The organism is Undibacterium sp. Ji83W (assembly GCF_049340385.1).
Taxonomy (GTDB): Bacteria; Pseudomonadota; Gammaproteobacteria; order Burkholderiales; family Burkholderiaceae_D; genus Undibacterium.
This window is the reverse complement of sequence record NZ_JBMPOZ010000016.1, coordinates 78,515-101,169: the sequence shown is the minus strand read 5'-3', so window position 1 is coordinate 101,169 and position 22,655 is coordinate 78,515. Positions and strand designations below refer to the sequence as shown.

Sequence of the window (22,655 nt, the reverse complement as noted above, 5' to 3'; positions counted from 1 at the left end):
TGAATCTGTCTAACATAGCACAACACCCTCATTCTGTGTACTGCAGAGGGCCGGTCGCGTGAGTCTGGACAGCACAGCCCTGGCCGACCTGGCGGGGCAAATACGCCTGTGGGGCAAGGAGCTGGGCTTTGCCGAGCTGCGCATAGGTGATGTCGATCTGTCGCATATAGAAGGCAGCTTCCAGGCCTGGCTGGATGCTGGTTACCATGGCGAAATGGCCTATATGGCCAGTCACGGCAGCAAGCGCACCCGCCCGGCAGAGCTGGTGCCAGGCACGGTCAGGGTGATTTCTGCCCGTATGAACTATTTACCCAAGACTGAAAGTTGGCGCGCCGAAGAGCGGAATCAGGCTGACGATAAGGCTGTCATTTCCTTGTATGCACGCGGCCGTGACTACCATAAAGTCTTGCGCACCCGCCTGCAGCAGCTGGCTGAACGCATAGAAAAAGCCATAGGCCCGTTCGGCTACCGGGTCTTTACCGATTCTGCCCCGGTCATGGAAGTGGCGCTGGCAGCAAAGGCGGGCCTGGGCTGGCGCGGAAAACATAGTCTGTTACTCAGTCGCGAGGCTGGTTCCATGTTCTTTCTGGGTGAAATCCTGATTGATATTCCCTTGCCTGTCGATGAGGCGGTAGGCGAACATTGCGGTCAGTGCAGCGCCTGCATGGATGTCTGCCCGACCAAAGCCATTGTTGCACCCTATACCGTCGATGCCCGCTTATGCGTCTCTTACCTGACCATAGAATTGCACGGCAGCATACCGGTGGAATTGCGGCCCCTGATAGGTAATCGCGTCTATGGTTGCGATGATTGCCAGTTGGTGTGCCCCTGGAACAAATTTGCCCAGGCTGCGGCTGTGGATGATTTTTCTGTCCGCAACGGTCTCGACAATGCCCGCATGGTGCACTTGTTTGCCTGGACTGAAGAACAATTCCTGCGCATGCTGGAGGGCAGCCCGATACGGCGTATAGGGCATGAGCGCTGGTTGCGTAACATTGCGGTTGGCTTGGGGAATGCGGCGGTCAGTATGCGGGGAAATGCCGAGATTGTGGCGGCTTTACAGGCGAGGCTGGTACATCCTTCTGAGATGGTGAGGGAGCATGTGGGTTGGGCTTTGGAGCAGCATGGGGTGGAGGCTTAACACATTAATACCGGTTGAAAAACCTTATCCTTAATTTCGTCGCTCCTGCGTAGGCAGGAGCCCAGTGGCGTTCGTTGCGTACGTACGTTGTATGTAAAACGATTGCCCTTCGTAGGACCAGGCCGGGTCTCGGCCCGGCGGCCGAATTCCTTTCTTTGCGTCGCCAAAGAAAGGAATCAAAGAAAGGCGACCCAGGCGTAGCTGCCCCTGCGGGGTACCCGTTTGTGCAGTACAAAAAATGGGAAATGCCCGAAACTCGCTACGCTCAAACACGGGCATTTCTTCATCCATTTTCTGCACTGCACAAACGGCAGCTACACATGGGAAATGCAGAAAGTCAAAAACAAACCCAAAGTCAACGACAAAAGCAACGTCAACACTACCGCTCACTAAATTATGACTTTCACTTCTTGATCACTATCGCACCAAACTCAACCACACAGGCAAAGTCAGCACAGACAACACCGTGCTTGCCGAAATCAGGAAGGCCACGAAAGGCCCGTTGCCACCCATGCGTGCTGCCAGCACATAGGCACTTGATGCCGTAGGCAGGGCGCAAAAGACCACGGCGATTTGTAATTGCAATGGTGGCAGTTCCAGCCAGCGGCCCAAAAATAAAGCAATCAACGGCAGGGCCAGCAGCTTCACCGATAAAAAGTAGGTAGCAATGCCCTTGGCTTCGCGCAGGCCAGACATGCGCATGCCAGCGCCAACTGCTAACAGACCCAGGGCGATGGATGCATTGCCTAATCGCGACAGGGTGGCGGCAATGCCTTCTGGCATGGGGATCTCCAGCACGCTGAACAAGACGCCGCTGGCAGTGCCGACGACCAGCGGATTGCTGGCGATTTCTTTCATTAGCCTGCCGCTATTGTGAGCCAGTGCATAGACGGCACCCATATTGCAGAGTGGTACGAGAAAGCCTATCAGCAAGGCCATCAATGCTGTACCTTCGTCACCCGCGAGGCGCGAGGCAATCGCCAGGGCGATATATGAATTAAAGCGAAATGCTGTTTGCACACCGGATTCAAATATCCTTGGTGCAGTCGTAAACATGAATTTGGCCAGCCAGCCCAGCAACATGCCGCAGGCCGTGGTGATCAGGGCGACTTGCAGTAAATGACCAGTTGAGTGAAAGTCAAAGCGGGTTCGCGATGTCGTGTAAAACAGCAGGGCCGGGAACATGATGAAGTAGACGATCTTTTCCACCCCGGCCCAGAAATGCCCGCCCCAGTGGGCATGACGCGCCAGCAGGAAGCCGATGAGTATCAGGCTGAAGTCTGGGAAGAGCAGGGTGAAGATGGACATCGGTTTTTACTTCATTTGTCTACATTACTTATTTCAACAATCCTGCTAACTCAACCGCAGTCTTGACCTGCATCTTGTCAAAAATATGGGCGCGGTGCACTTCCACGGTGCGCATGCTGATGCCCAGTTGGTCGGCGATGACCTTGTTCATTTTGCCCAGCAAGATCAGGTCCAGCACTTCTTTTTCCCGGGCAGACAGGCTGGTCAGGCGGTCGTGCACCAGTGCAGCAGAACCTGCCTGGCGCGACACAGCCAGGGCTTCTTGCACTCTGTCCATGAGCTTGTTGTCATTGAAGGGCTTTTCAAAAAAGTCAAAGGCACCGCGTTTCAGCGTATCCACCGCCATGGGGACATCACCGTGGCCGGTCAGGAAGATCACAGGCAGGCGTTTGGTCAATTGCCTGGCCGCCAGCATTTCAAATAGGTTGATACCAGTCAGGCCGGGCATGCGTACGTCCAGCAGGATGCAGTCGCCCTGGCTGTCAAAGATCAGGGGTTTGTCGAGGGCAACCAGGAATTTTTCTGCACTTTCATAGCTGTGCGCTGCAATTTGTCTTGATCGTGCCAGCCAGGATAAAGAGTCGCGTATGACCTCTTCATCGTCGATGATATGTAACATGTTATCTCCTGTATATTGTTTGGCGCACTCATGTTGCTGCGCTCGGATAGTCTTGTGCTGGTAATGCGAATTGGAAAATAGTACCACCGGCTGGATTTTCATGATGCGAGAGCTTGCCGCCATGGAATTCGATAGCGGTGCGGCAGATATTCAAGCCCATGCCCATGCCCGCAGATTTGGTGGTGAAAAACGGTGAAAACAGCTTTTCTGCCACTTCAGCCGGTATGCCGTGGCCTCTGTCGGTCACACTGACGATAATCTGCTGGCTGCCCTCGTCCAATGTAGCCTCCACCCGCAGTATGCGTTTTTCTGGTGCGGTGGTTTGCATGGCTTCGATGGCGTTTCTGGTCAGGTTCAGCAATACTTGCTCCAGCAGGACGCGGTCTGCCAATACCAGTGGCAGCTTGGGCCGGACTTTCCATTGCAGGGCAACGTGGCTGGCCTGCGCCTGTAATTCCACCAGGGGCATGGCGCTTTGTATCAGGTCGGCAATTTGCAGGGGTTCGCGGGCGGCTTCGCGTTTTTTTACGAATTCATGCACGCTGCGTATGATCTGGCCAGCGCGCTGCGCCTGGGCATTGACTTTTTCCAAGGCACTCTGGAACAGGCTGCGGTCTATCATGCCTGCCTGCAAGAGGTTGACCGCACCGGTGGTGTAACTGGAAATGGCCGCCAGTGGCTGGTTCAATTCATGCGCCAGCATGGAGGCAATCTCGCCCATGGTCGCCAGTTTGGCGCTGGTATGCAGCTTTTCTTCCTGCTGGCGAGTCAGTTCCTGGGCCCGCCTGAGTTCAGAAATATCGAGGATGGAGCTCATCCAGCCTGCCTGCTTGCCCTGTTCATCAATCAGCGCGGATTCATAGATAAGTACCGGGATACGCTCCCCGCTGACATGCTGATAGGTAGTCTCGAAACCTTCCGAGGGCACTGAGCCTGCCAGTAATTGGGTGAAGCGCTGCTGGTATTCTTCTATGGCTTCTGGTGCCCAGTAAGGCATAGGGGGCATGCGTCCTATGATTTCTTCTGCCGGGAAGCCCACCATGCGGCAAAAAGCGGGGTTCACATAAGTCAGGCGGCCTTCCATGTCGCGGGCCCGCAAGCCGGTGACCAGGGAGTTTTCCATGGCGGTGCGGAAGGTGACTTGCTTGCGCAACGCGCCCTCAGCGGCCAGACGCCGGTTGATATCGCGCCACAGGGCCAGCAGGCTCCAGATCAGGCCTATCGACAGCAGGATGACCGACAGCACCAGCAAGTTCGACAAGAGCTTGGGCTCGGTCTTGATGCTATTGGTGCGCAAGACCAGGCTCAGGCTGGGTAATTCCCAGGCTCGGCTATGGGTATAGACGTTCTTGCCACTACCGCCAGCACTGCGTTCAGCCAGGATGCGGTCGTCGATATCGGTGATGGTGATCTGGTTGTCCTGGGCGAACCACCAGGGCACCAGCTCTTCCAGGATGGCATTCATCCGATAACTGATCATCATGCTGCCTATCCTGCGGTCGTCCCTGATCAGGGGGATCTGGCAATGCATGAGATAGGCATTCTTGGCATTGATTTCGAGCACAGGTTTGCGGCAGATGGTTTCCTCGCTGACATCAAGTTCACCAAATTCAAAATGGGGCAGGGGCAGCCTGTCATTATTGGCTGGAATGACTTCGCGGGTATCGACCAGTATCTTATTATTGGCGTCATACCAGGCTATGCGCTGGATTTCGCGGTTATTCTTGAGGATGGTACGGAAGCGCTCCAGCACTGCATCTTTTTGCAGCTTGGCCGATTTGATCTCATTGCCTATCTGGCGCAAGACTTCGTCATTGCGGTTGAGCTGAAATTGTATGGCCTGTTCCACCCATAGCGAATCAGCGATCAGTTGTTCCTGACGCTCATTGGCTTCCATGCGCTGCGCCTGCCACGGTAACCAGATCAGCGTGGACAAAAATAACAACAGTAGCAAAATCGGAATAATCCAGCGCCATTTTTGATTGGGCCAGGATTGGGAACGGTGGCGGCTTTTCATAAAAACGAGTTTATCGCAGCCTGGTAATTGCTGACAGAGTTAATTTGTGCATGCTTGAGGCTTGTTGTTACAGATCATGAGATTACTTGCAAAGATAAATGGTATCGACGTTTGTAAAGTCAAAGGGCCAGAAACATGTACATTTCTGGCCCTTTGCATTTTTACATTGTTTACATCATTCCCATGGCCCGTGGCAGCCATAGGGAGAGTCCCGGCCAATACGTGACGATGACGAGGAAGACCAGCATCGTACACAACCATGGCATGACTGCAACAGTCAGCTCGGTAATACTCATTTTTGAAATACCGCTGGCGACATACAAATTCAAGCCTACCGGTGGGTGACAGAGTCCGACTTCCATATTGGCATCGATCAAGATACCAAAGTGAACTGAATCTATACCCAGGCGTATGGCGGCTGGATGCAGGATAGGGGCCATCACCAGAATAATCGAGGACGGTTCCATGACATTACCTGCCAGCAGCAACAGGATATTGGTAAAGAACAGGAAACCAGCCCGGCCCAGTTCTTTGCCCAGTATCCAGTCAGCCATGAGTTGAGGAATATTCTCATGCGCCATCAGGAAGGAAAAAAGGACCGCATTGGTAATGATGTACAGCAGCATGGCTGACAGTGCAGCTGAATTGACAAGCACTTTTGGGGTGTTCGCTATCTTCATGTCCTTGTATACGAAGACAGAGATAAAGAAGGCGTACACCGCACTCATGGCAGCTGCTTCGGTAGCTGTGAAGATGCCGCTATAGATACCACCGATGATGATCACCACCAGCATCAGGCCCCAGATACTTTCACGGAATGCCTTCCAGCGTTCACCCCAGGTCGCTCTTTTCATGCGTGGGTAACCGTGTTTTCTGGCCAGATACCAGGTAGTTGCGCACAGCATGGCCGTCAGCAACATGCCAGGGAACAAGCCAGCGACGAACAAGGCACCGATGGAAGTATTGGTAGAAATTGCGTAAATCACCTTGGGAATCGATGGCAACATCAAAATGCCAAGAGAGCCCGCCGTGATAATGACACCAGCGCCAAACTGCTTTGGATAACCCTGCTTGACCATGGCTGGCAAGATGATGGAGCCAATCGCCACCACGGTGGCGACGCTGGAACCGCATACCAGCGCGAACATCGCACAGGAAATAATACCCGCCAGCGCCAGGCCGCCATGCCAGTGTCCCACCATGCTGGTTGCAAAATTGATCATGCGTTTGGCAACGCCGCCATGCGTCAGGAAATTACCTGCCAGGATAAAGAAAGGGATCGCCATGATCTCAAACTTTTCTATACCTGTGAACAATTTCAAGGCGACAGCTTCTATCGGTACCTGAGTGAGCAGGTACATGAACATCAGTACTGTCAGACCCAGGGCAATCGAGACCGGGATGCCAGTCAGCATCAGGGCTATCAGCAAGGCAAACACGATACCGATTTTGCCGACCATGCACATGGCGCCAAGAGCCAGCACGATGCCACACAAGACGATGGTGGCACGCTGTTTTGACATCTGTTTGATGCCCAGTGTATCAATGGCGGCACTCATTACGCGCCTCCTTTCGCTGCTGTTGCTGGTTGCAATTGAATTTCGTTTTCTTCATCGCTCAAGCCCTCTACATGGGCATGGTCATGCACCGGCAACTCACCAGTACGCTTGAAGATAAGGGCAACCTGGATAAAGCGGAAGCACATTAAATACGAACCCATCCAGACTGCGGAATAGACTATCCAGGTTGGCCATTCAAGATCGGGGGTGGTCGGGCCTTCAGTCAGCTCACCGATAGACAGGCCCAGCGTATTGAAAATTGCATAGTGCATGCCGTTTTCCCAGACAAAGGCCAAGCCCAGTGTGCCGATGATGCCGGTAAAAATCATGCCGCATACCAGCGCGGTATACACGGTGGCGTTGCGCCATTCTGCAGGCAGGCGGGTAACCAGTACGTCGACACCTACATGCACGCCGGCTCTTACGCCATAGGCGGCACCAAACTTGGCCATCCAGACGAACATGATGATGCAGAGTTCCTGAGCCCAGCTAAAGTGCAGGGACAGTAACCAGTCCTGTACCACCGGAATGCTGAAGCCGGTACCGTAACGGTGCAGAACGGATATGAAGATGATGAGCGTTGCGCCACCCATAAGGGCAGCGATAATCCACTCTTCCAGATGATCGAGAAATTTCATGACAGGATCCCTTTGGAAAAAATAACGCGATTGTGAAAAGACAGGCAGTATCTTGTTTAAATATATGCCTTGAAAATATGGCTTGGTAATATGCCTTATTGCATACCTTGGTGCCGATCAGGATAGATGCAGACTTGCAGTTCACTGTGATGCAGCGGTCGTCACAAGCTACAATATTGCAATCCGTATCGATGCCGCTAGTCAGGATGACCAGCGGACTTCAGCTAAGCAATGTGGATTTTTGCTTCATAAGGTCCCCGTATTGTAAAAATTAATTTTTATTTTGCTTCTTATTCTCAGTGAGCAATGCAACTGCCACAACTGTGGTTTTCCACATTGTGCAGCCGATCAAACCAAGATGACTTTTCAGTCGCACTTCATATTTCATGAATGGATGAAGTGCAAGTATAGTAATGTTTTTACTGAAATGCTTGGGTAAGTCTTAATTCTGCATAGCTGCAGTCGTACTTGTGGTTTTCCACAGTTGGCAGATAATGCAGCCATTGCAATAATCTGTGCAAGAATATATACAATCCATAAAAACGTCCGGAGACAAATATGAAACTGAAGTCAGTGCTGTTTTCCCTATTGACCGCTTCCCTCGTCAGCGGCGCTGCATTTGCGCAAGCACCTATTGTCATTAAATTCAGTCATGTGGTTTCCAACGATACGCCTAAAGGCAAAGCAGCTGAGCGTTTCAAGGAACTGGCTGAAAAAGCTACCAAGGGCCGCGTCAAGGTTGAAGTTTATGCCAACAGCACCTTGTACAAAGATAAAGAAGAACTGGAAGCCCTGCAATTAGGTGCCGTACAAATGCTGGCACCTTCACTGGCCAAGTTTGGCCCGTTAGGCGTAAAAGAATTTGAAGTTTTTGATCTGCCCTATATTTTCCCATCCAAAGATGTGTTGTACGCAGTGACCGAAGGTCAAATTGGTAAAGACCTCATGAAGAAGCTGGAACCCAAGGGCATCATCGGCCTTGGCTTCTGGGACAATGGCTTCAAGATCATGTCCGCCAACAAGCCCATGCATCTGCCTGCAGACTTGAAGGGACAAAAGCTGCGCATACAATCATCCAAAGTGCTGGATGCACAAATGCGTGCCCTGGGTGCTAATCCTCAGGTGCTGGCATTCTCTGAAGTTTATCAAGCCTTGCAAACTGGCGTTGTCGATGGCACAGAAAATCCGCCATCCAATCTGTACACACAAAAAATGCATGAAGTGCAAAAGCATGTCACCGTGACCAATCACGGTTATCTTGGCTATGCCGTCATCGTCAACAAAAAATTCTGGGACGGCTTACCTGCAGACATACGTGCCCAGTTGGATGAAGCGATGAAATCTGCAACCAAGTATGCGAACGCGATTGCCCAGCAAGAAAATGACAATGCACTTGAGGCTGTTAAAAAATCCGGTAAAACCACGGTCTATGTGCTGACCGACAAAGAAAAAGCTGAATGGCGCAAAGCTTTGTTACCAGTGCAAAAAGAAATGGAAGGACGTATAGGTAAAGACCTGATTGCCAACGTCAACAAGGAAGGCGCTAAACTGGGTTTCAAGTAATCATCTGAAAACCCTCAAAAAAACCGTCATGGCTTTGTCATGGCGGTTTTTTCATATGCAAGTTCCTGCGTTGATCACTGTGCTTATTGACGAGCTTTGCCTGGCGTTTGGCTAGGTGTACAGGCCATCCATTTTTAGAATCACCAAATTGGTGAATGAGCTGACTAGCTATGGCTGTTTTGCTATGCTTATTGATGCGAGTAGCCTGGCTTTTGCTGATTACTTATGCAACGTCTGTCATCATGTACTTGTCAAATTCACTCTGTGAATAAGTTAAACAAAGTAAACTGACCAAAGTTTAAAAGAAATTGCCGTGTTTCCCGCAAGGAAATACGGCAATTTTTATTTTGGCAGAATTTAAATTGGTGTTGCCTAGCACATTTTTTAGGTTTATGATCGATTTTCACATATCTGCAACAATGCACCGTTTTGTATCATTTTTATTTTGAAAGCCAAAACTTGTCATGCTATATTCACGGCAGTTCAGAATTCTGCAAGACAAAAAGTAAGAATAAAAAGGCACACAGGTTTAAAAGGCGGTAGTGCAAAATAACGGTAACGATACCGTACACACTGAGGAGACGCGCGTTTTTACTACAAGCTGAGCGGATGTGATAAATTTAAAAAAATCGCATACGCTAAACAGCCGAAAACGCGAAAGATGTTTTAAGGGCGCATCGGATGATGCGCCTTTTTTCTTTTTGTCAAAAAGGAACTCATGTTGAACAAAGAATCGAAAGAATCCAAGGAAGCAGGTTTTTTCTCTGCCATCGTCGAAGCGCCTTTTGGTGCCGTCGGCATACGTTGTGAAGACCAAAAGGTCAGTGAGCTGGTGTACCTGCCGCCGCGCTTCCAGGAAAAGGCACCCACTGACAAGATCGCTGAAAAAGCTGCCAGGCAAATCTCTGCCTATTTGCAAAATCCGGACTTTCAATTCAGCCTGCCCCTGAAAGAGGCGGGTACCCTGTTTCAGGGCAAGGTCTGGCAAGCCATTTCTTCCATACCGCGTGGCCAGGTACTGACTTATGGACAAATTGCCAAGCACATACGCTCGGCACCACGTGCAGTTGGCCAGGCTTGTGGTGCGAACTGGTACCCGCTGGTGATCCCTTGTCATCGGGTCACTGCTGCTGGCGGCCTGGGTGGTTTTGCCCACCATGACGATGAAACCGGATTCCACCTTGGTGTGAAACGCTGGTTGCTGACACATGAAGGTGTGGCAGGCTTTACCCAGGAAGCACTGTGGAAGTAAAACCCTTACCTGTGGTATTGCCCGTAAAATTGACGGCGCAAATCGACCAGTTTTGTGATGCACTGTGGCTGGAAGATGGACTGGCAAAAAATACCATAGAGGCTTATCGCCGTGACATGCGTTTGTTTGCTGAATATTTGCATAAAGAACAAGGCAAGCATTTATATGAAGTTGACCATGCTGACATAGGCAATTATATTGCGGTCAAACATGGGACATCCAAAGCCAGCTCTGCCAACCGGCGCATGAGCGTACTCAAGCGCTTTTATTTACTGGCGTTTCGGCAAAATCTGGTCAGTGAAAATCCCTGCACCAAATTACGCTCTGCCAAACAGGGACAGCGTTTACCGAAAACCCTGAGCGAAGCACAAGTCGTCGCTTTGTTACAGGCACCGGATGACACAAATCCACATGGCTTGCGCGATAAAACCATGCTGGAATTATTGTATGCCTGCGGCTTGCGTGTCAGCGAACTGGTAGGTTTGCGTTCGATAGAAGTAGGGTTGAATGAGGGCGTGCTGCGCATCACCGGCAAAGGCGATAAAACCAGGCTGGTACCGTTTGGCGAAGTAGCTCGTGCCTGGCTGGAGCGCTACCTGCGAGAGGGCAGGCCAGCTATCTTGAATGGCCAGATTGACGATGCCCTGTTTGTTACTGCGCGCGGTGCTGCCATGACCCGGCAAATGTTTTGGATACTCATCAAAAAATATGCGACGCAGGCTAATATCGCTAGTCATTTGTCACCCCATACCCTGCGCCATGCCTTTGCCACCCATCTGTTAAATCATGGTGCCGATTTGCGGGTTGTGCAATTATTGCTGGGACATGCTGATATTTCAACGACACAAATTTATACGCATGTGGCACGCGAACGCTTGAAAAAACTGCATGCTTTGCATCATCCGCGTGGTTGATTTACTTGATCGGGGACAAAAAAAATCCACGCATTCAGCGTGGATTTTTTATTGAGGCAAGCAGATTATTTTACAGCCGTATTTTCTTCCAGGAATTTTTCTACCCTGGTCCAGAAGTCGACATTGTTTTTCAACAAACGCCAGCCATGTGCTTCTTCCGGATACGTGATCCACTCTATTTTTGCATCTGCTGGTGCGGCCTTTTTAAACTTTTCACCATGTACTAATGGAACTCGTCTGTCAGCGGCACCATAGGCAAGTATCAATGGCTTGGTTAGTCTCTGGGCCTGTTCAACAGGGGACGTCGCTTTTAGTTGAGCAGCATCTTTTTGTTGATCGCCGATTAGTATTGGCATACCAAAACGTTGCCATGCAGAGCCTTCCTGGTCACTCCAGGTGATGTCATATAGTAAATTGATGTCTGATACGCCTACCCAGCTAATACCGCAACGGTACAGATCGGGTTCCTTGATCAGTCCCATTAAGACTGCATAGCCTCCGTAGCTGGCACCCGCTATACAAATCCGCTTTGGATCTGCATATCCTTTTTCGATCGCCCACTTGGTTGCGTCGGTAACGTCGTCTTGCATGCCCAGGCCCCATTGCTTCCAGCCTGATTTGAACAAATGTTTACCATAGCCTTGGCTGCCGCGGAAATCTGGCTCTAATACGGCATAGCCACGGGAAGCCAGGAATTGTGTTTGAGGATTCCAGCCCCAATGACCTCCTCTGACATAAGGGCCGCCATGAACCATCACGACCATAGGTAGATTCTTACCCGTACTATTTCGTGGTAATGTCAGGTATGCAGGAATTTCCATGCCATCACGAACCTTAATCCGTATGAAATCCTGATAAGACATTTTTTTAGAGTCTACCTCTGGGAAGCTGTCGCCGATAGGTGTGAATTTCTCGGTGTTAGTGTTATATAGCAATACTGACCCAGGATGAATATCCGAGAATGAATTGACCACTAACACATCACTGTCGGCATTTTCCGCAACGCTCAGTAAATTCACAGTATTGGGAAGCACTGCATCAATCTTCTTTTGTATTATCTTATACTTATCGTCTAGCCACATTGTTGCAGGAGCGTCTGTTTCATACTGTATACCTAAAAGTTTATTTTGCTTTTGGTTGAAAATGAAGCGACCAGAGAAGTCAAATCCTTTGGCGGAAACAATTGGCTTACTTTCAATTTTATTTTTTTCAAGATCGTAGCGATAAACAGACTGCGTATCCTGTCCATTATTTGAGGTTACGTATAGTTGCCCGTCAGGAGCAATAAATGAGGGGCTGAAGCCATCCTCTTTCTTACTGTCATAGTCGGTAAGCTTACGCCATGGTTTTTCATTTGCGTCTTTGTAGTAAATAGCAGTTTTGTCATCCACACTGGTTATTGCAATGCGAACCTCGCCAGACATATCTGCCAGGAACCCGACAGAATTTGGCGGAGTCTGAATGGACTCGTTATAACCGGTCAGTGTATTTAATTTCAGGATGGTTTCAGATGGGTTTTGTTTTGTACCTGTGCCACGTCCGACAAATACGTCTTCAGAATTTTCCAGTCCAGTGGTGCTTATAAAGTAATGACGTGAAGTGAGGATACGGAATTTGCCTGAATTCCCCATTGTTTCTATGAGCTGGCGGAATTCTGAGCCATCTTTATTGACTGCGAACAAACCACTACCTTTGAATACCTCGCCCGCACCAATTTTCCGATCACCGATACCGAAGACCAGTCTATTATTGTTCACCCAAGAGAAGAACGTGACGTCATTTTTTTCATAGCGCGCCAGGATTTTGGGTGTCAGGCTCGTTAGGTCCATGACTACCAGACCCAGCCTATCATTTTCACCTGCCGTGATCATCGCCAAATTCTTGCCGTCTGGTGAAAACCGGACTCCATTGATTTGCGAGTTCTTAAAAAACTTTTCGACCGGTATTTTTTCTTGTGCTGGCGTCTGCGCATAGACAGGCAGCGTCAAACTGAAAGCGAGGGCTGTGCAGATCGAGAGTTGCCTGCACATGGTAGTGAGTACCTGTTTCATTCTTTTTCCTATGTAATTTTTTTTGAAAAATAAGAAGCACTAAAAATAAACGCCCCGGGTTACGAGGCGTTTATTCATTACACTACGTCACCAAATCAACGGAAAACGTATCTTGCTGACAATGTGAAATAACGACCGAGGTTGTTATGCAAAGTCGAGTTGTAACCTTGCTGAACAGTTGCCAGAGTAGTTGTTGGATTGTAAGGTGCTTTGGAATCAGTGATATTTCTGATGTTGATGCCCAAAGTCAGGTCTTTAAATCCAGTGTAGGTGTAGCCTACGTCCAGAGTAGTCCAGCTTGAGATTTGGCAATCTGGGAAATACTTGGTGTAGTTAGGTTGATTTGCAAAAGTCGCGCTGACACCCGCTGGCACACCGCTACCGTAGTAGCAATATGGTGTGGAGTAGGTCGTGGCATTGTCGTAACGACGCCATTGCGAAACGCTGTCGGTGAAGTTGACTGAACCGTATGCTGTATGAGGACCTTTTTCCCAAACGGTACGCAGTGTTGCGCGCAGACGTGGGATTGGGCCAACGGATGTTGTCCAGTCATTGATACCACCTGTAGTACCGACTGCATTTCTTTCAACGTCACCTGGAGATTCAGCACGACGATAAGAGAAGAGGTATGTGGATTTGAATGATGTAGACAACTTGCCATTTTCACCCAGGTTATTGCGCATTTTCAGCTCAACATCCATACCAGAAACTTCAGTACTACCTTGGTTAACCCAAGGAGTTTTGACAGCCAGCAACGGACCTGTATTTGGGATAGGATTACCAGCGGCATCTTTCAATTGATTCAGTGGATTAGTATCACGAATGATGTAATCAGCTGGGAATTGACTTGGATGGTCCAGCAAGTAAGTAGAGCTACTCAGGGCAACTTCACCTTCTTGACGCAGTTTGTATGCATCTACAACAACGTCAAAATTAGCTGTTGGAGAGTAGATCATCCCCAGAGCATAACTCTTGGATTTTTCTGGTTTCAGATCAGGGTTGGCACCACCTACTCCAGAGATACTCTTGGCACAATCTACTTGCTCAGCACCCGCTACTGGATTTGCACCGTTAGGGCAGCGAACTGGGTCAACCGTATTGTTCAGGAAGAACTGCGCACCACCAGCAGCAACCTGGGACAAAGCTGGAGCACGGAAGCCTTCAGCATAAGTACCACGGAATGCCAGACCGTCAACGACTGTCCATTTCGCGCCGACTTTAGGTACGAAATTACCTTTGAAAGAAGGATATTTATCGTAACGGCCTGCGAAATCCATTTCGAAGTTTTTCAGGAATGGAGTCCGGAACTCAAAGAATGCGGAAGAAACATTACGTTGAGAATCGATTGCAGTCGTTGCCAGACCCAGAATATCACCACGTGCATTGATAGGATCTGGAGCAATAGACAGTTTTTCTTGACGGAATTCAACACCTGCTGCAAAGCCGATCGCACCACCACCAAGAGCACCAAACTCTGTCGTTGCTTTGGCATCCCACTGAGAAATTTCAGCGGTAGCGTTGTTGGTCAGGTTCGGGCTGATAGTTGGATCGGCTGCGAGGGACGCCAGTGAACGGTTATCAGTAACTAGCTTACGCAATGTAGGCAGGTACAGGAAGCCATACGCTGTTTCTTCACGTTTGGAACGGTTCCACAATACTGCACTTTCCCAATCCCAGGTAGAGACTGTGCCTTTCAAGCCAGCAACCAGACGGGCACTCTTATTATCAAGATCAGTGCCTGTTTTCAGGTTTTCAAAGCGATATGACACTGCAGAACGTGCATCTGGATTTGGATTGTCTGGATGGCCAATTGGCAAAATTGCCTGGAATGGCGTAGCCAAACCACCAACCAGGAAGTTGGTCGTTGGAGACGTGCCGCTGATTGTACGTGGTGAGGAGCGATAAACACGCTTGGAATCTGTGTAAGCAAACTCACCAAAAGCGGACAGTTTATCGTTAATCTTCAGATTGCCGACTGTCATGAAATTGACGTCGTCACCCTTGGTTTGTGCATCAACGTCTGCATCTTGATTGTAGTTACAGAACGTACGTCCAAACAATACGCTGGTTGTAGCGATATTGTGGACGGCGCCACCAACCAGTTTGCGTGAAGCGTCGCAATTGGTTTGGTTAATTACTGTTGCGCCTGTCGTGAAGAAAGACAGTGAACCAGGAGTACGTTCCTTGAAGAAGAAAGCCTGATTGGATACGCTGCTGCTGAATGGATTGGCGCGGAAGTTAATATCTGCGTACGCTTGGGCATTGATGTCGTTCGAACCATTTGCCATGGTCGTAGCGTTTTGTTTTCTGTAATCCAAAGCAAACAAAGCGTTGTAACCCTGGCTGGCGTAGTCGCCGAAGCCTATCGTTCCATTGACATTTTGACGACCGAATTCGCGATCATCATTAGCTGCAGCGGATACAGAAACTTCGCCACCTTGATAATCACGTTTGGTGATGAAATTGATAACGCCAGCTACCGCATCAGAACCATATACTGCTGACGCGCCATCTTTGAAAATTTCTACTTTTTCAATGGCAGACAGAGGAATGCTATTCAGATCGTACAGTGTGGATTGACCATTGTTTGGATTTGCATACGCAGATGGCGTCATGCGGCGACCATTCAACAGGATCAGAGTAGAAGTTGAGCCCAAGCCGCGCAAGGATGCTGTAGCAACGCCGCGGGAGAAACCATTTTGATCTGGAGTATCGTTATAACCACCGGTACCCATGGATGGGACACTCTTCAACAGTTCAAGAACTGTTGTCGCACCACTTTGCTTGATTTCTTTAGCTGTGATGGTTTGAATCGGTGATGTACCTTCTTTATCAGCACGCTTGATGTTCGAGCCGGTAATCTCAATACGTTGTGGTGCTTCAGTCTGGGCGTGGGCATAGCCCCCGATCAGCATGGAGCCAGCAAATACGCTGAGCGCCAGGCGCACTGACTGCACGCCTATTTTTTCTTTAAATATCATTATTGTTCCCTCTTTGTTGATAGACCAGATGCAATCGGGTGCCGGATCCGTATTGGCAGTTAGGTTTACTTCAAAAATTTTGTAAATTTTCAAACTTTCCTGTACTGCTGTCTGATGAAATGCTGCCGAATCCGTCCTCTTTATAAAAGCGTGCGGGAAGTGAAAGGCAATGAATCAAACAGAACTTTATTATGTAAATAAAATACCTTTCGGGGAAAGCATTTGTTACTTTTTTTTGCTGGCTTGTTGTTTGACGACGACAAGAAATGAAAATTTAATTTCTAATTTTTCATGAAATTGGAATTTCGTGATCTTTTTGGAAATGCATTTAATTTGATATGAATTTTGGTTATATGCATATAAAACCCCGGAAAATGAACCACTTACAAGGAGTTTTGATTAAATTAATGTCGTTTATTAGCGCAATTCAAAATTTGAAAATGCGAAAAAATTTTCAAATTTCCTGATTTCTGTAAAAATTGAGCCTGATAATAAGTTCCTGCGATATGTAAGAACTTGTAACCAAAAATGCGGTCTATGCACTTAGCAAATTAGTGCTCAGTGATTAGTTTGCGGTCAATTCAATTAACCAGGGGAAAATATGAAACTGCCAAAAGAAGTACATTTTAAAAAGAAAACAATGCTCCTTTTGCTTTGTGCATTGAGTGAAGTTGCTCTTGCGCAAACACCTCCTGTGCCTCCAGTAACTCCTGCCGCCGCACCTGCGGCAAACGGTACCCCCGCAGTTGCGCCTGCTGCAGTCCCTGCTCCTGTCGCAACGCCACCAGTCGGATTGCGTCCTTTTAAGGATGTTATCAAGGACGCCAAAGAGCTCAAGGGATTTTTTAATCTGTATCAGAAAGACGACAAAGTTTGGCTGGAAATCCGCCCTGAGCAGTTCGATAAGCCTTTCTTGTTTACTTACAATATCCCTAACAGCATAGGTGAACGCGGACTATATGGCAGTCAGATGGGGCGTGGTTATCAGGCTGTGTTCAAGAAGATAGGTAATCAGGTACAACTGCTGGCCAAGAATACTGAATTCTTTGCCACACCCGGTACGCCCCAGGCACATGCAGTTGCCCAGGCTTTCTCGGACAGTTTGCTGAGCAGTACAAATGTATTGAGTACTCCTCATTCAGAATCAAAGGGCATCTTGGTAGATGCCAGTGCCTTATTGTTTAATGATATCCCGGCATATTCGACCAGGCTGGAATATGCTTACCGTACCTTGTATGTAATGGACAAGGCCAATACCAGTTTCGGCAAATTGAATGTGGATGAGTCACTGGCCGGTTTTTTTGTGAATGCCCATTTTACAACTCCCCGCATTGCGGCTACACCGCTGGTGCCACCCCCTGTTGCCATTCCTACTCCGCCACAAACAACACCTGATCCGCGCAGTTTCTTTGTCGGCTTTTACTTCAACTTCTCTGCATTGCCATCAGAAGTCATGCGCCCACGTCTGGCAGATGACAGGGTAGGGCATTTTGTCACGACCAGCTATGACTTTACCGATGACGTCAAACCCAAGACTTCACGTCATTTTGTCAATCGCTGGCGCCTGGAAAAGCAAGATCCGACGGCAAGTTTGTCAGAACCAAAACAGCCTATCGTGTATTGGCTGGACAAGAACGTGCCAGAAAAATACCGTCAATCCATTACTGAAGGTGTATTGGAATGGAATAAGGCTTTTGAAAAGATAGGTTTCAAAAACGCAGTGGTCGTCAAACAGCAAACTGAAAAAGACGCTTTTGATACCATGGATTCACGTCATGCCTCGATACGCTGGTTTGTCGGTGCCGATGTTGGCTTCGCCATTGGCCCGTCACGTGTGGATGAACGTAGTGGCGAAATTCTGGATGCTGATATCGGTATGTCGGACGTGTTTGCCCGTGGTGCCCGCCGCATGATAGGTGAAGATGCGCAGCCTCAAGCACATGTACAGCACGCACAGGGCGATTGCGACTTTGCCCATGAAGCTTCAATGGAAATGGGTTTTGCCCTGGATTTGCTGGACGCCCGTGGTGAAATGGACATGGATAGCCCGAAAGCAGAAGCACTGGCACAAGCCTATGTGAAAGACGTCATCATGCATGAAGTTGGTCACACTCTGGGTCTGCGCCATAACTTCCGTTCTTCTACTATTTATACATTGAAGCAATTGCAGGATCCTGCATTTACCAAGGTCAATGGCCTGGCGGGATCCGTCATGGACTATATACCTTTCAATTTGTCGACCAAAGGCGAACCTCAGGGCGAATACGTCATGTCCTCCCTTGGACCTTATGATTACTGGGCAATTGAATATGCTTACAAACCTATCGAGGCGGATAAGGAAAAAGAAGAGCTGACTCGCATTGCCTCTCGCTCCACTGAGCCTTTATTGGCCTTTGGTACGGATGAAGATTCCATGGGAACCCTGGTATCTGATCCTGACGTTAACGTTTTCGATCTGGGATCAGACCCGCTGACCTATATACAAAAACGTTTGACGATTTCGCGCGAGTTGTGGGACAGATTGCAAACGCGCCAGTTGAAAGCTGGCGACAGTTATGAAACCTTGCGCCGCAGTTTTGAATATGGCTTTGGTCAATTTGCCCGTACCGTCCCATTGGCGACCAAGTTTGTCGGTGGTACGACCTTCTTGCGTGATCATGCAGGCACAGGCCGTGCAACTTTCACGCCTATCGCTGCCGAACGTCAACGTCAGGCTTTGAAGCTGGTTTCTGACAGTCTGTTCACGGCCAAGAGCTTTGTCTTCTCACCTGAGTTGTTGAGTCGTCTTGGCGTTGATCATTTCCAGCGTGGCAACCGTAACGACATTTCCATTTCTGCACGTTTGTTAAGTTTGCAAACAGCAGCTCTGGATCAATTGATGTCTGATCTGGTGGCGCAACGCATGCTCAATGCAGCAGAAAAACTGCGTGATCCCAAGAAAGTGCTGTCACTGCACGAGTTGTATGGCAGTTTGCAGTCCAGCATCTGGAGCGAGCTGTCCACTGGCGCTGACATCAACTCGGCCCGCCGCAATTTGCAACGTGAACATCTGAAGCGTTTGTCGAATGCCCTGCTGAAACCATCTGCAACTACCCCGGCAGATGCCCGCAGTTTGCAACGAGAACAGGCAAATCAGTTGTTGGTGTCAATTCGTGGTGCAGTTGGCAAGCCTATGAGTGCAGAATCCCGCGCGCATTTGTCTGAAAGCCTGGCAACTTTGAATGAAGTACTCAAGGCCTCATTGGTAAGGGCAGGGGTGTAATTCTCCATTCTTTTCATGAGGCCATAAAACTGATTGCTTGTCGCTGATCAGTTTCAAGTAGTAATAAAAACCCGTGCCTTGGCGCGGGTTTTTTGTTTGTAGCGGCAGTAAAGCGAAGTTTGAATGGGAAATGCATGATTTTGTTATTGCATCTAAGCAATAAATCCTGCAGTGAGTCAAAAAAACAACAAGCCTAAATATATTTTAAAAATTATTTAAATATTAATTTTTAAAAACATAATTTTGGTAAACAGGAAAATTCCATAAAAAACACACTAATTGGCGGTGAATCGAAAACAATATTCCCAAATGCATGAAAACATGTTGTTTTAGACATGCTAGTCATAATGAAAAACTAAGTAAGTCACATAATGTAACAGTCCATAATCAACGTTCTTTCCAAGAACCTTATGTTTTTGCAAGCAAATTTAATCGGTGAAGTAAGGGGACTATCATTTTCCAGAGGAGAAACTGATAGCTGTACCGAATTAAATTTGAGTAAAAATGAAGCATGTCTGGTTTGGGAAAGTACGCGCTTGCACTGAAAATTAAAAAATAGAAAGGTAATTCATGAAGCTGAGTCGTCTCGCATTTGCATTGTCCAGCATCGGTCTGTTCTCCATCGCCACAGGCGTATTGGCACAGGTCACCACCCCTCAAGAGGATGAAAAGAAAGTAGAAAAAATCCAGAAGGTGGAAGTGACTGGTTCAAAAATTAAACGTATCAACTACGAAACAGCGTCGCCGGTACAAGTTATCAGCCGCGATGAAATCGTACGTGGTGGTGCAACCTCTTTGACCGATGTACTCAAAACCATCTCTGCCAATACTGGTGGTATCGATGAAAATCGTACCAATGGCTTTACCGCTGGTGCATCTGGACTGAATCTGCGTGGCATTGGTAGCCAGGCTACGCTGGTACTGATCAATGGCCGTCGTCTGGCTGCCTATGCGCAACCAGAGTATCAAACCACGTTTGTGGATTTGAATTCTGTACCTATTGGTGCGGTAGAGCGTATTGAGATATTGAAAGATGGCGCATCGGCGATCTATGGTTCAGAAGCGATGGCTGGTGTGGTCAACATTATTTTGCGCGACAATTATCAGGGCGCAGAGATCACAGGTTCGCTTGGACAGTCGCAAAGACATGATGGTGAAGAGGTCCGCACTTCCTTGAGCTATGGTTTCGGTAGCCTGGTGGAAGACCACTACAACATCTACGCTACTCTGGATATCCGTCAGCGCAAGCCTATGTTCATCAGCAAGCGCGATAGCTACCTGAGTACGGAAGACTTGCGTCCGTATGGCTACAAGGACAACCGCTCCCTGTATACCTTCCCGGGCAATATTTACTGGACTGACAAAGCAACCGGTAAATTTGTGTCCCAGACTCTGGACAAAAATTGCCCGGCCAATAGCCTGGTTCCAGCCGACACCTTCTTTGGTGCCGGTACACTGGGTACCGCCTGCGTATTTGATGATTTTAAAGATGCATCGGTTAACTCTGGCGGCAAAACTGACCGCGTTGGTCTGACCAGCCGTGGTACATGGCAAATCAATGCTGACACGACTGCATTTGCTGAAATCATGTACAACCAGAATAAAGCAACTGTTACTGGTTTGCCGCACTGGTTTGCAGGTCAGAATGGTCTGGACACAGGTCCTTTGCCAATCACGCATCCACAATACCCTAAAGAATTGATTGACCCTGTTACAGGCAAAACGCTGGCCGGTGGTAACGGTACAGTGCGTGTCCGTGCATCGCTGAAAGACTTTCCAGGACAAGGCCTGGAAAACACGACTGATTTTGGTCGTTACCTGGCAGGCTTGAAAGGTACTTATGCCAACTGGGACTGGGAATCTGCGCTGATGTTCAACACCAGCAAGGTTGAATCCAAAGCCACTGCTGGTTTGCTGGCCAAGCCATTTATTGCTGCTTATAACAACGGTACTTTCCTGTTTGGTAGCTCGGCCCAAAACGCTGACCTGTACAAGAAAATCGTGACAGACTCTGCCGACAGTTTTAAATCCGGCATGTATATGTGGGATGGCAAAGTCTCTGGCGAATTGATGCAATTGCCAGCCGGGCCATTGTCTATCGCTGTTGGCGTTGAAGCACGTCGTGAAACACTGGAAGTCAACCCTTCCCAATTGTCCATTGACGGCGAGTTGTACCACCGCGCCCAGTCACAGCCTGGCTACAAACGTGGCCGCAATATTGCATCCACCTATGCTGAGCTGTCCATCCCTATCTTCAAAACACTCGAAGGTCAGGTCGCTGCACGTTATGACCGTTACTCTGATTATGGTAACTCCACTACACCTAAGGTTGGTCTGAAGTGGAATGCCCTTCCTACATTGATGGTCCGTGGTACTTATGCAACTGGTTTCCGTGCGCCAACTCTGGTAGAAAACTCTACTCAGATTTTGAAGGCTTTCTTGTCTTATCGTGATCCAGAGCGTTGTAACGATCAATTCAAAAATGGCTGCCAATGGAGTAGTGCATATGAAAGTGGTTCCAATCCTAATCTGAAGCCAGAAACAGCAAACAGCTTTACTCTGGGTCTGGTGTGGGAACCAACGACATGGTTGAATGCAAGTCTGGACTTCTGGCAAATCAAACGCAAGGATGAAATTTCTACATTTGATCTGACCACAGTTCTGGCAAATCCTGGCCGCTATGCAGGTAACTCAGCTGCCGTCATCACTCGCGATCCTTTGTCTGCAGCAGACAAAGCCGCTGGTGCGACAGCCGGTGAAATTACTAACCTGAGATTGTTACTGACTAATGTGGCAACCACAGAAGTCCGTGGTATTGATCTGGACGTCAATGGTAACTTTAACCTGGGTGAATATGGTCGTATAAATCCTAACTTCAAAGTGACTTATAACCACTCCTACAAATCTGCACCTTCACCAGAAACAGAAGCGATTGAGTATGCTGGTTCCCGCAATCAGCCACGCGTGCAGGCAACTGCAGGTGTAGCATGGGAAAAAGCAGCATGGAAATTGTCTCTGGATGCGGTGCATATTGGCCACATGTCTTCCAACGGTGACTTCACTCAGCCATGCGTATTTGCAACCCAGGGTTATGCCAACCTGTGTAAAGATATCCCATCTTTCACAACGTTCAATCTGGGCGGCAGCTATTCTGGTTTGATGAAAGACTTGAAACTGAGTTTTGCAGTCAGGAACCTATTTGACCGCATGCCTCCGTTTGCACCAAGTGCCACATCAACACAAGCGGTTGCAGCAATTACCAGCTTGCATGATGTCGTTGGTCGTTACTTCCAAATCTCTGCGTCTTACAAGTTCAAGTAATCTTATGAGCTGATAAATGCCGGAATCTT

Annotated in this window: 13 protein-coding genes; 6 read left to right on the top strand and 7 right to left on the bottom strand. The window is 48.6% G+C overall.

Going from position 1 to position 22,655, the window contains the following annotated elements:
- The first annotated feature begins 58 nt into the window (after window positions 1-58).
- A complete protein-coding gene (queG, locus tag ACO0LD_RS22650; RefSeq protein ID WP_423010436.1) occupies window positions 59-1,141 on the top strand; it encodes a tRNA epoxyqueuosine(34) reductase QueG in 1,083 nt (360 codons plus the stop codon).
- Between the two features lie 417 nt (window positions 1,142-1,558).
- Here queG and ACO0LD_RS22645 read toward each other — a convergent pair whose 3' ends face one another.
- From ACO0LD_RS22645 to ACO0LD_RS22625, 5 genes are all read right to left on the bottom strand, one after another.
- Window positions 1,559-2,449, bottom strand: a complete 891-nt coding sequence (locus ACO0LD_RS22645) for an AEC family transporter (protein WP_423010435.1) — start codon at window positions 2,447-2,449, stop codon at window positions 1,559-1,561.
- A gap of 28 nt (window positions 2,450-2,477) precedes the next feature.
- On the bottom strand, window positions 2,478-3,068 hold the full coding sequence (locus tag ACO0LD_RS22640; RefSeq protein WP_423010434.1) for a response regulator transcription factor: 591 nt from the start codon (window positions 3,066-3,068) through the stop codon (window positions 2,478-2,480).
- Between the two features lie 28 nt (window positions 3,069-3,096).
- A complete protein-coding gene (locus tag ACO0LD_RS22635; protein ID WP_423010433.1) occupies window positions 3,097-5,085 on the bottom strand; it encodes a sensor histidine kinase in 1,989 nt (662 codons plus the stop codon).
- A 170-nt stretch (window positions 5,086-5,255) separates the two neighbouring features.
- Entirely contained in the window at window positions 5,256-6,545 is a 1,290-nt protein-coding gene (locus ACO0LD_RS22630; protein ID WP_423010490.1) for a TRAP transporter large permease, read from the bottom strand.
- A 98-nt stretch (window positions 6,546-6,643) separates the two neighbouring features.
- Window positions 6,644-7,282, bottom strand: coding sequence for a TRAP transporter small permease (locus ACO0LD_RS22625; protein WP_423010432.1), 639 nt, complete (start codon window positions 7,280-7,282; stop codon window positions 6,644-6,646).
- A gap of 558 nt (window positions 7,283-7,840) precedes the next feature.
- On the opposite strand from ACO0LD_RS22625, the gene ACO0LD_RS22620 reads away from it, so the two are divergent.
- The 3 genes from ACO0LD_RS22620 (at window position 7,841) to xerD (ending at window position 11,011) form a co-directional block, all read left to right on the top strand.
- Window positions 7,841-8,845, top strand: a complete 1,005-nt coding sequence (locus ACO0LD_RS22620; protein WP_423010431.1) for a TRAP transporter substrate-binding protein — start codon at window positions 7,841-7,843, stop codon at window positions 8,843-8,845.
- A 718-nt stretch (window positions 8,846-9,563) separates the two neighbouring features.
- Complete coding sequence (locus ACO0LD_RS22615) at window positions 9,564-10,097, top strand: methylated-DNA--[protein]-cysteine S-methyltransferase (RefSeq protein WP_423010430.1); 534 nt, start codon at window positions 9,564-9,566, stop codon at window positions 10,095-10,097.
- Window positions 10,088-11,011, top strand: coding sequence for a site-specific tyrosine recombinase XerD (xerD, locus tag ACO0LD_RS22610; RefSeq protein ID WP_423010429.1), 924 nt, complete (start codon window positions 10,088-10,090; stop codon window positions 11,009-11,011). Before ACO0LD_RS22615 ends, xerD begins: the two co-directional genes overlap by 10 nt.
- A 65-nt stretch (window positions 11,012-11,076) precedes the next feature.
- On the opposite strand, the gene ACO0LD_RS22605 is transcribed toward xerD, so the two are convergent.
- Window positions 11,077-13,062 carry an alpha/beta hydrolase family protein gene (locus ACO0LD_RS22605; RefSeq protein WP_423010428.1) on the bottom strand — a complete coding sequence of 662 codons (1,986 nt, stop codon included), beginning with the start codon at window positions 13,060-13,062 and terminating at the stop codon, window positions 11,077-11,079.
- A gap of 95 nt (window positions 13,063-13,157) precedes the next feature.
- A complete protein-coding gene (locus ACO0LD_RS22600; protein ID WP_423010427.1) occupies window positions 13,158-16,043 on the bottom strand; it encodes a TonB-dependent receptor plug domain-containing protein in 2,886 nt (961 codons plus the stop codon).
- Between the two features lie 601 nt (window positions 16,044-16,644).
- On the opposite strand from ACO0LD_RS22600, the gene ACO0LD_RS22595 reads away from it, so the two are divergent.
- Together ACO0LD_RS22595 and ACO0LD_RS22590 are read left to right on the top strand one after the other, a co-directional pair.
- Window positions 16,645-19,305, top strand: coding sequence for a zinc-dependent metalloprotease (locus ACO0LD_RS22595; RefSeq protein ID WP_423010426.1), 2,661 nt, complete (start codon window positions 16,645-16,647; stop codon window positions 19,303-19,305).
- Between the two features lie 570 nt (window positions 19,306-19,875).
- Window positions 19,876-22,626 carry a TonB-dependent receptor gene (locus ACO0LD_RS22590; protein WP_423010425.1) on the top strand — a complete coding sequence of 917 codons (2,751 nt, stop codon included), beginning with the start codon at window positions 19,876-19,878 and terminating at the stop codon, window positions 22,624-22,626.
- Window positions 22,627-22,655: the final 29 nt, after the last annotated feature.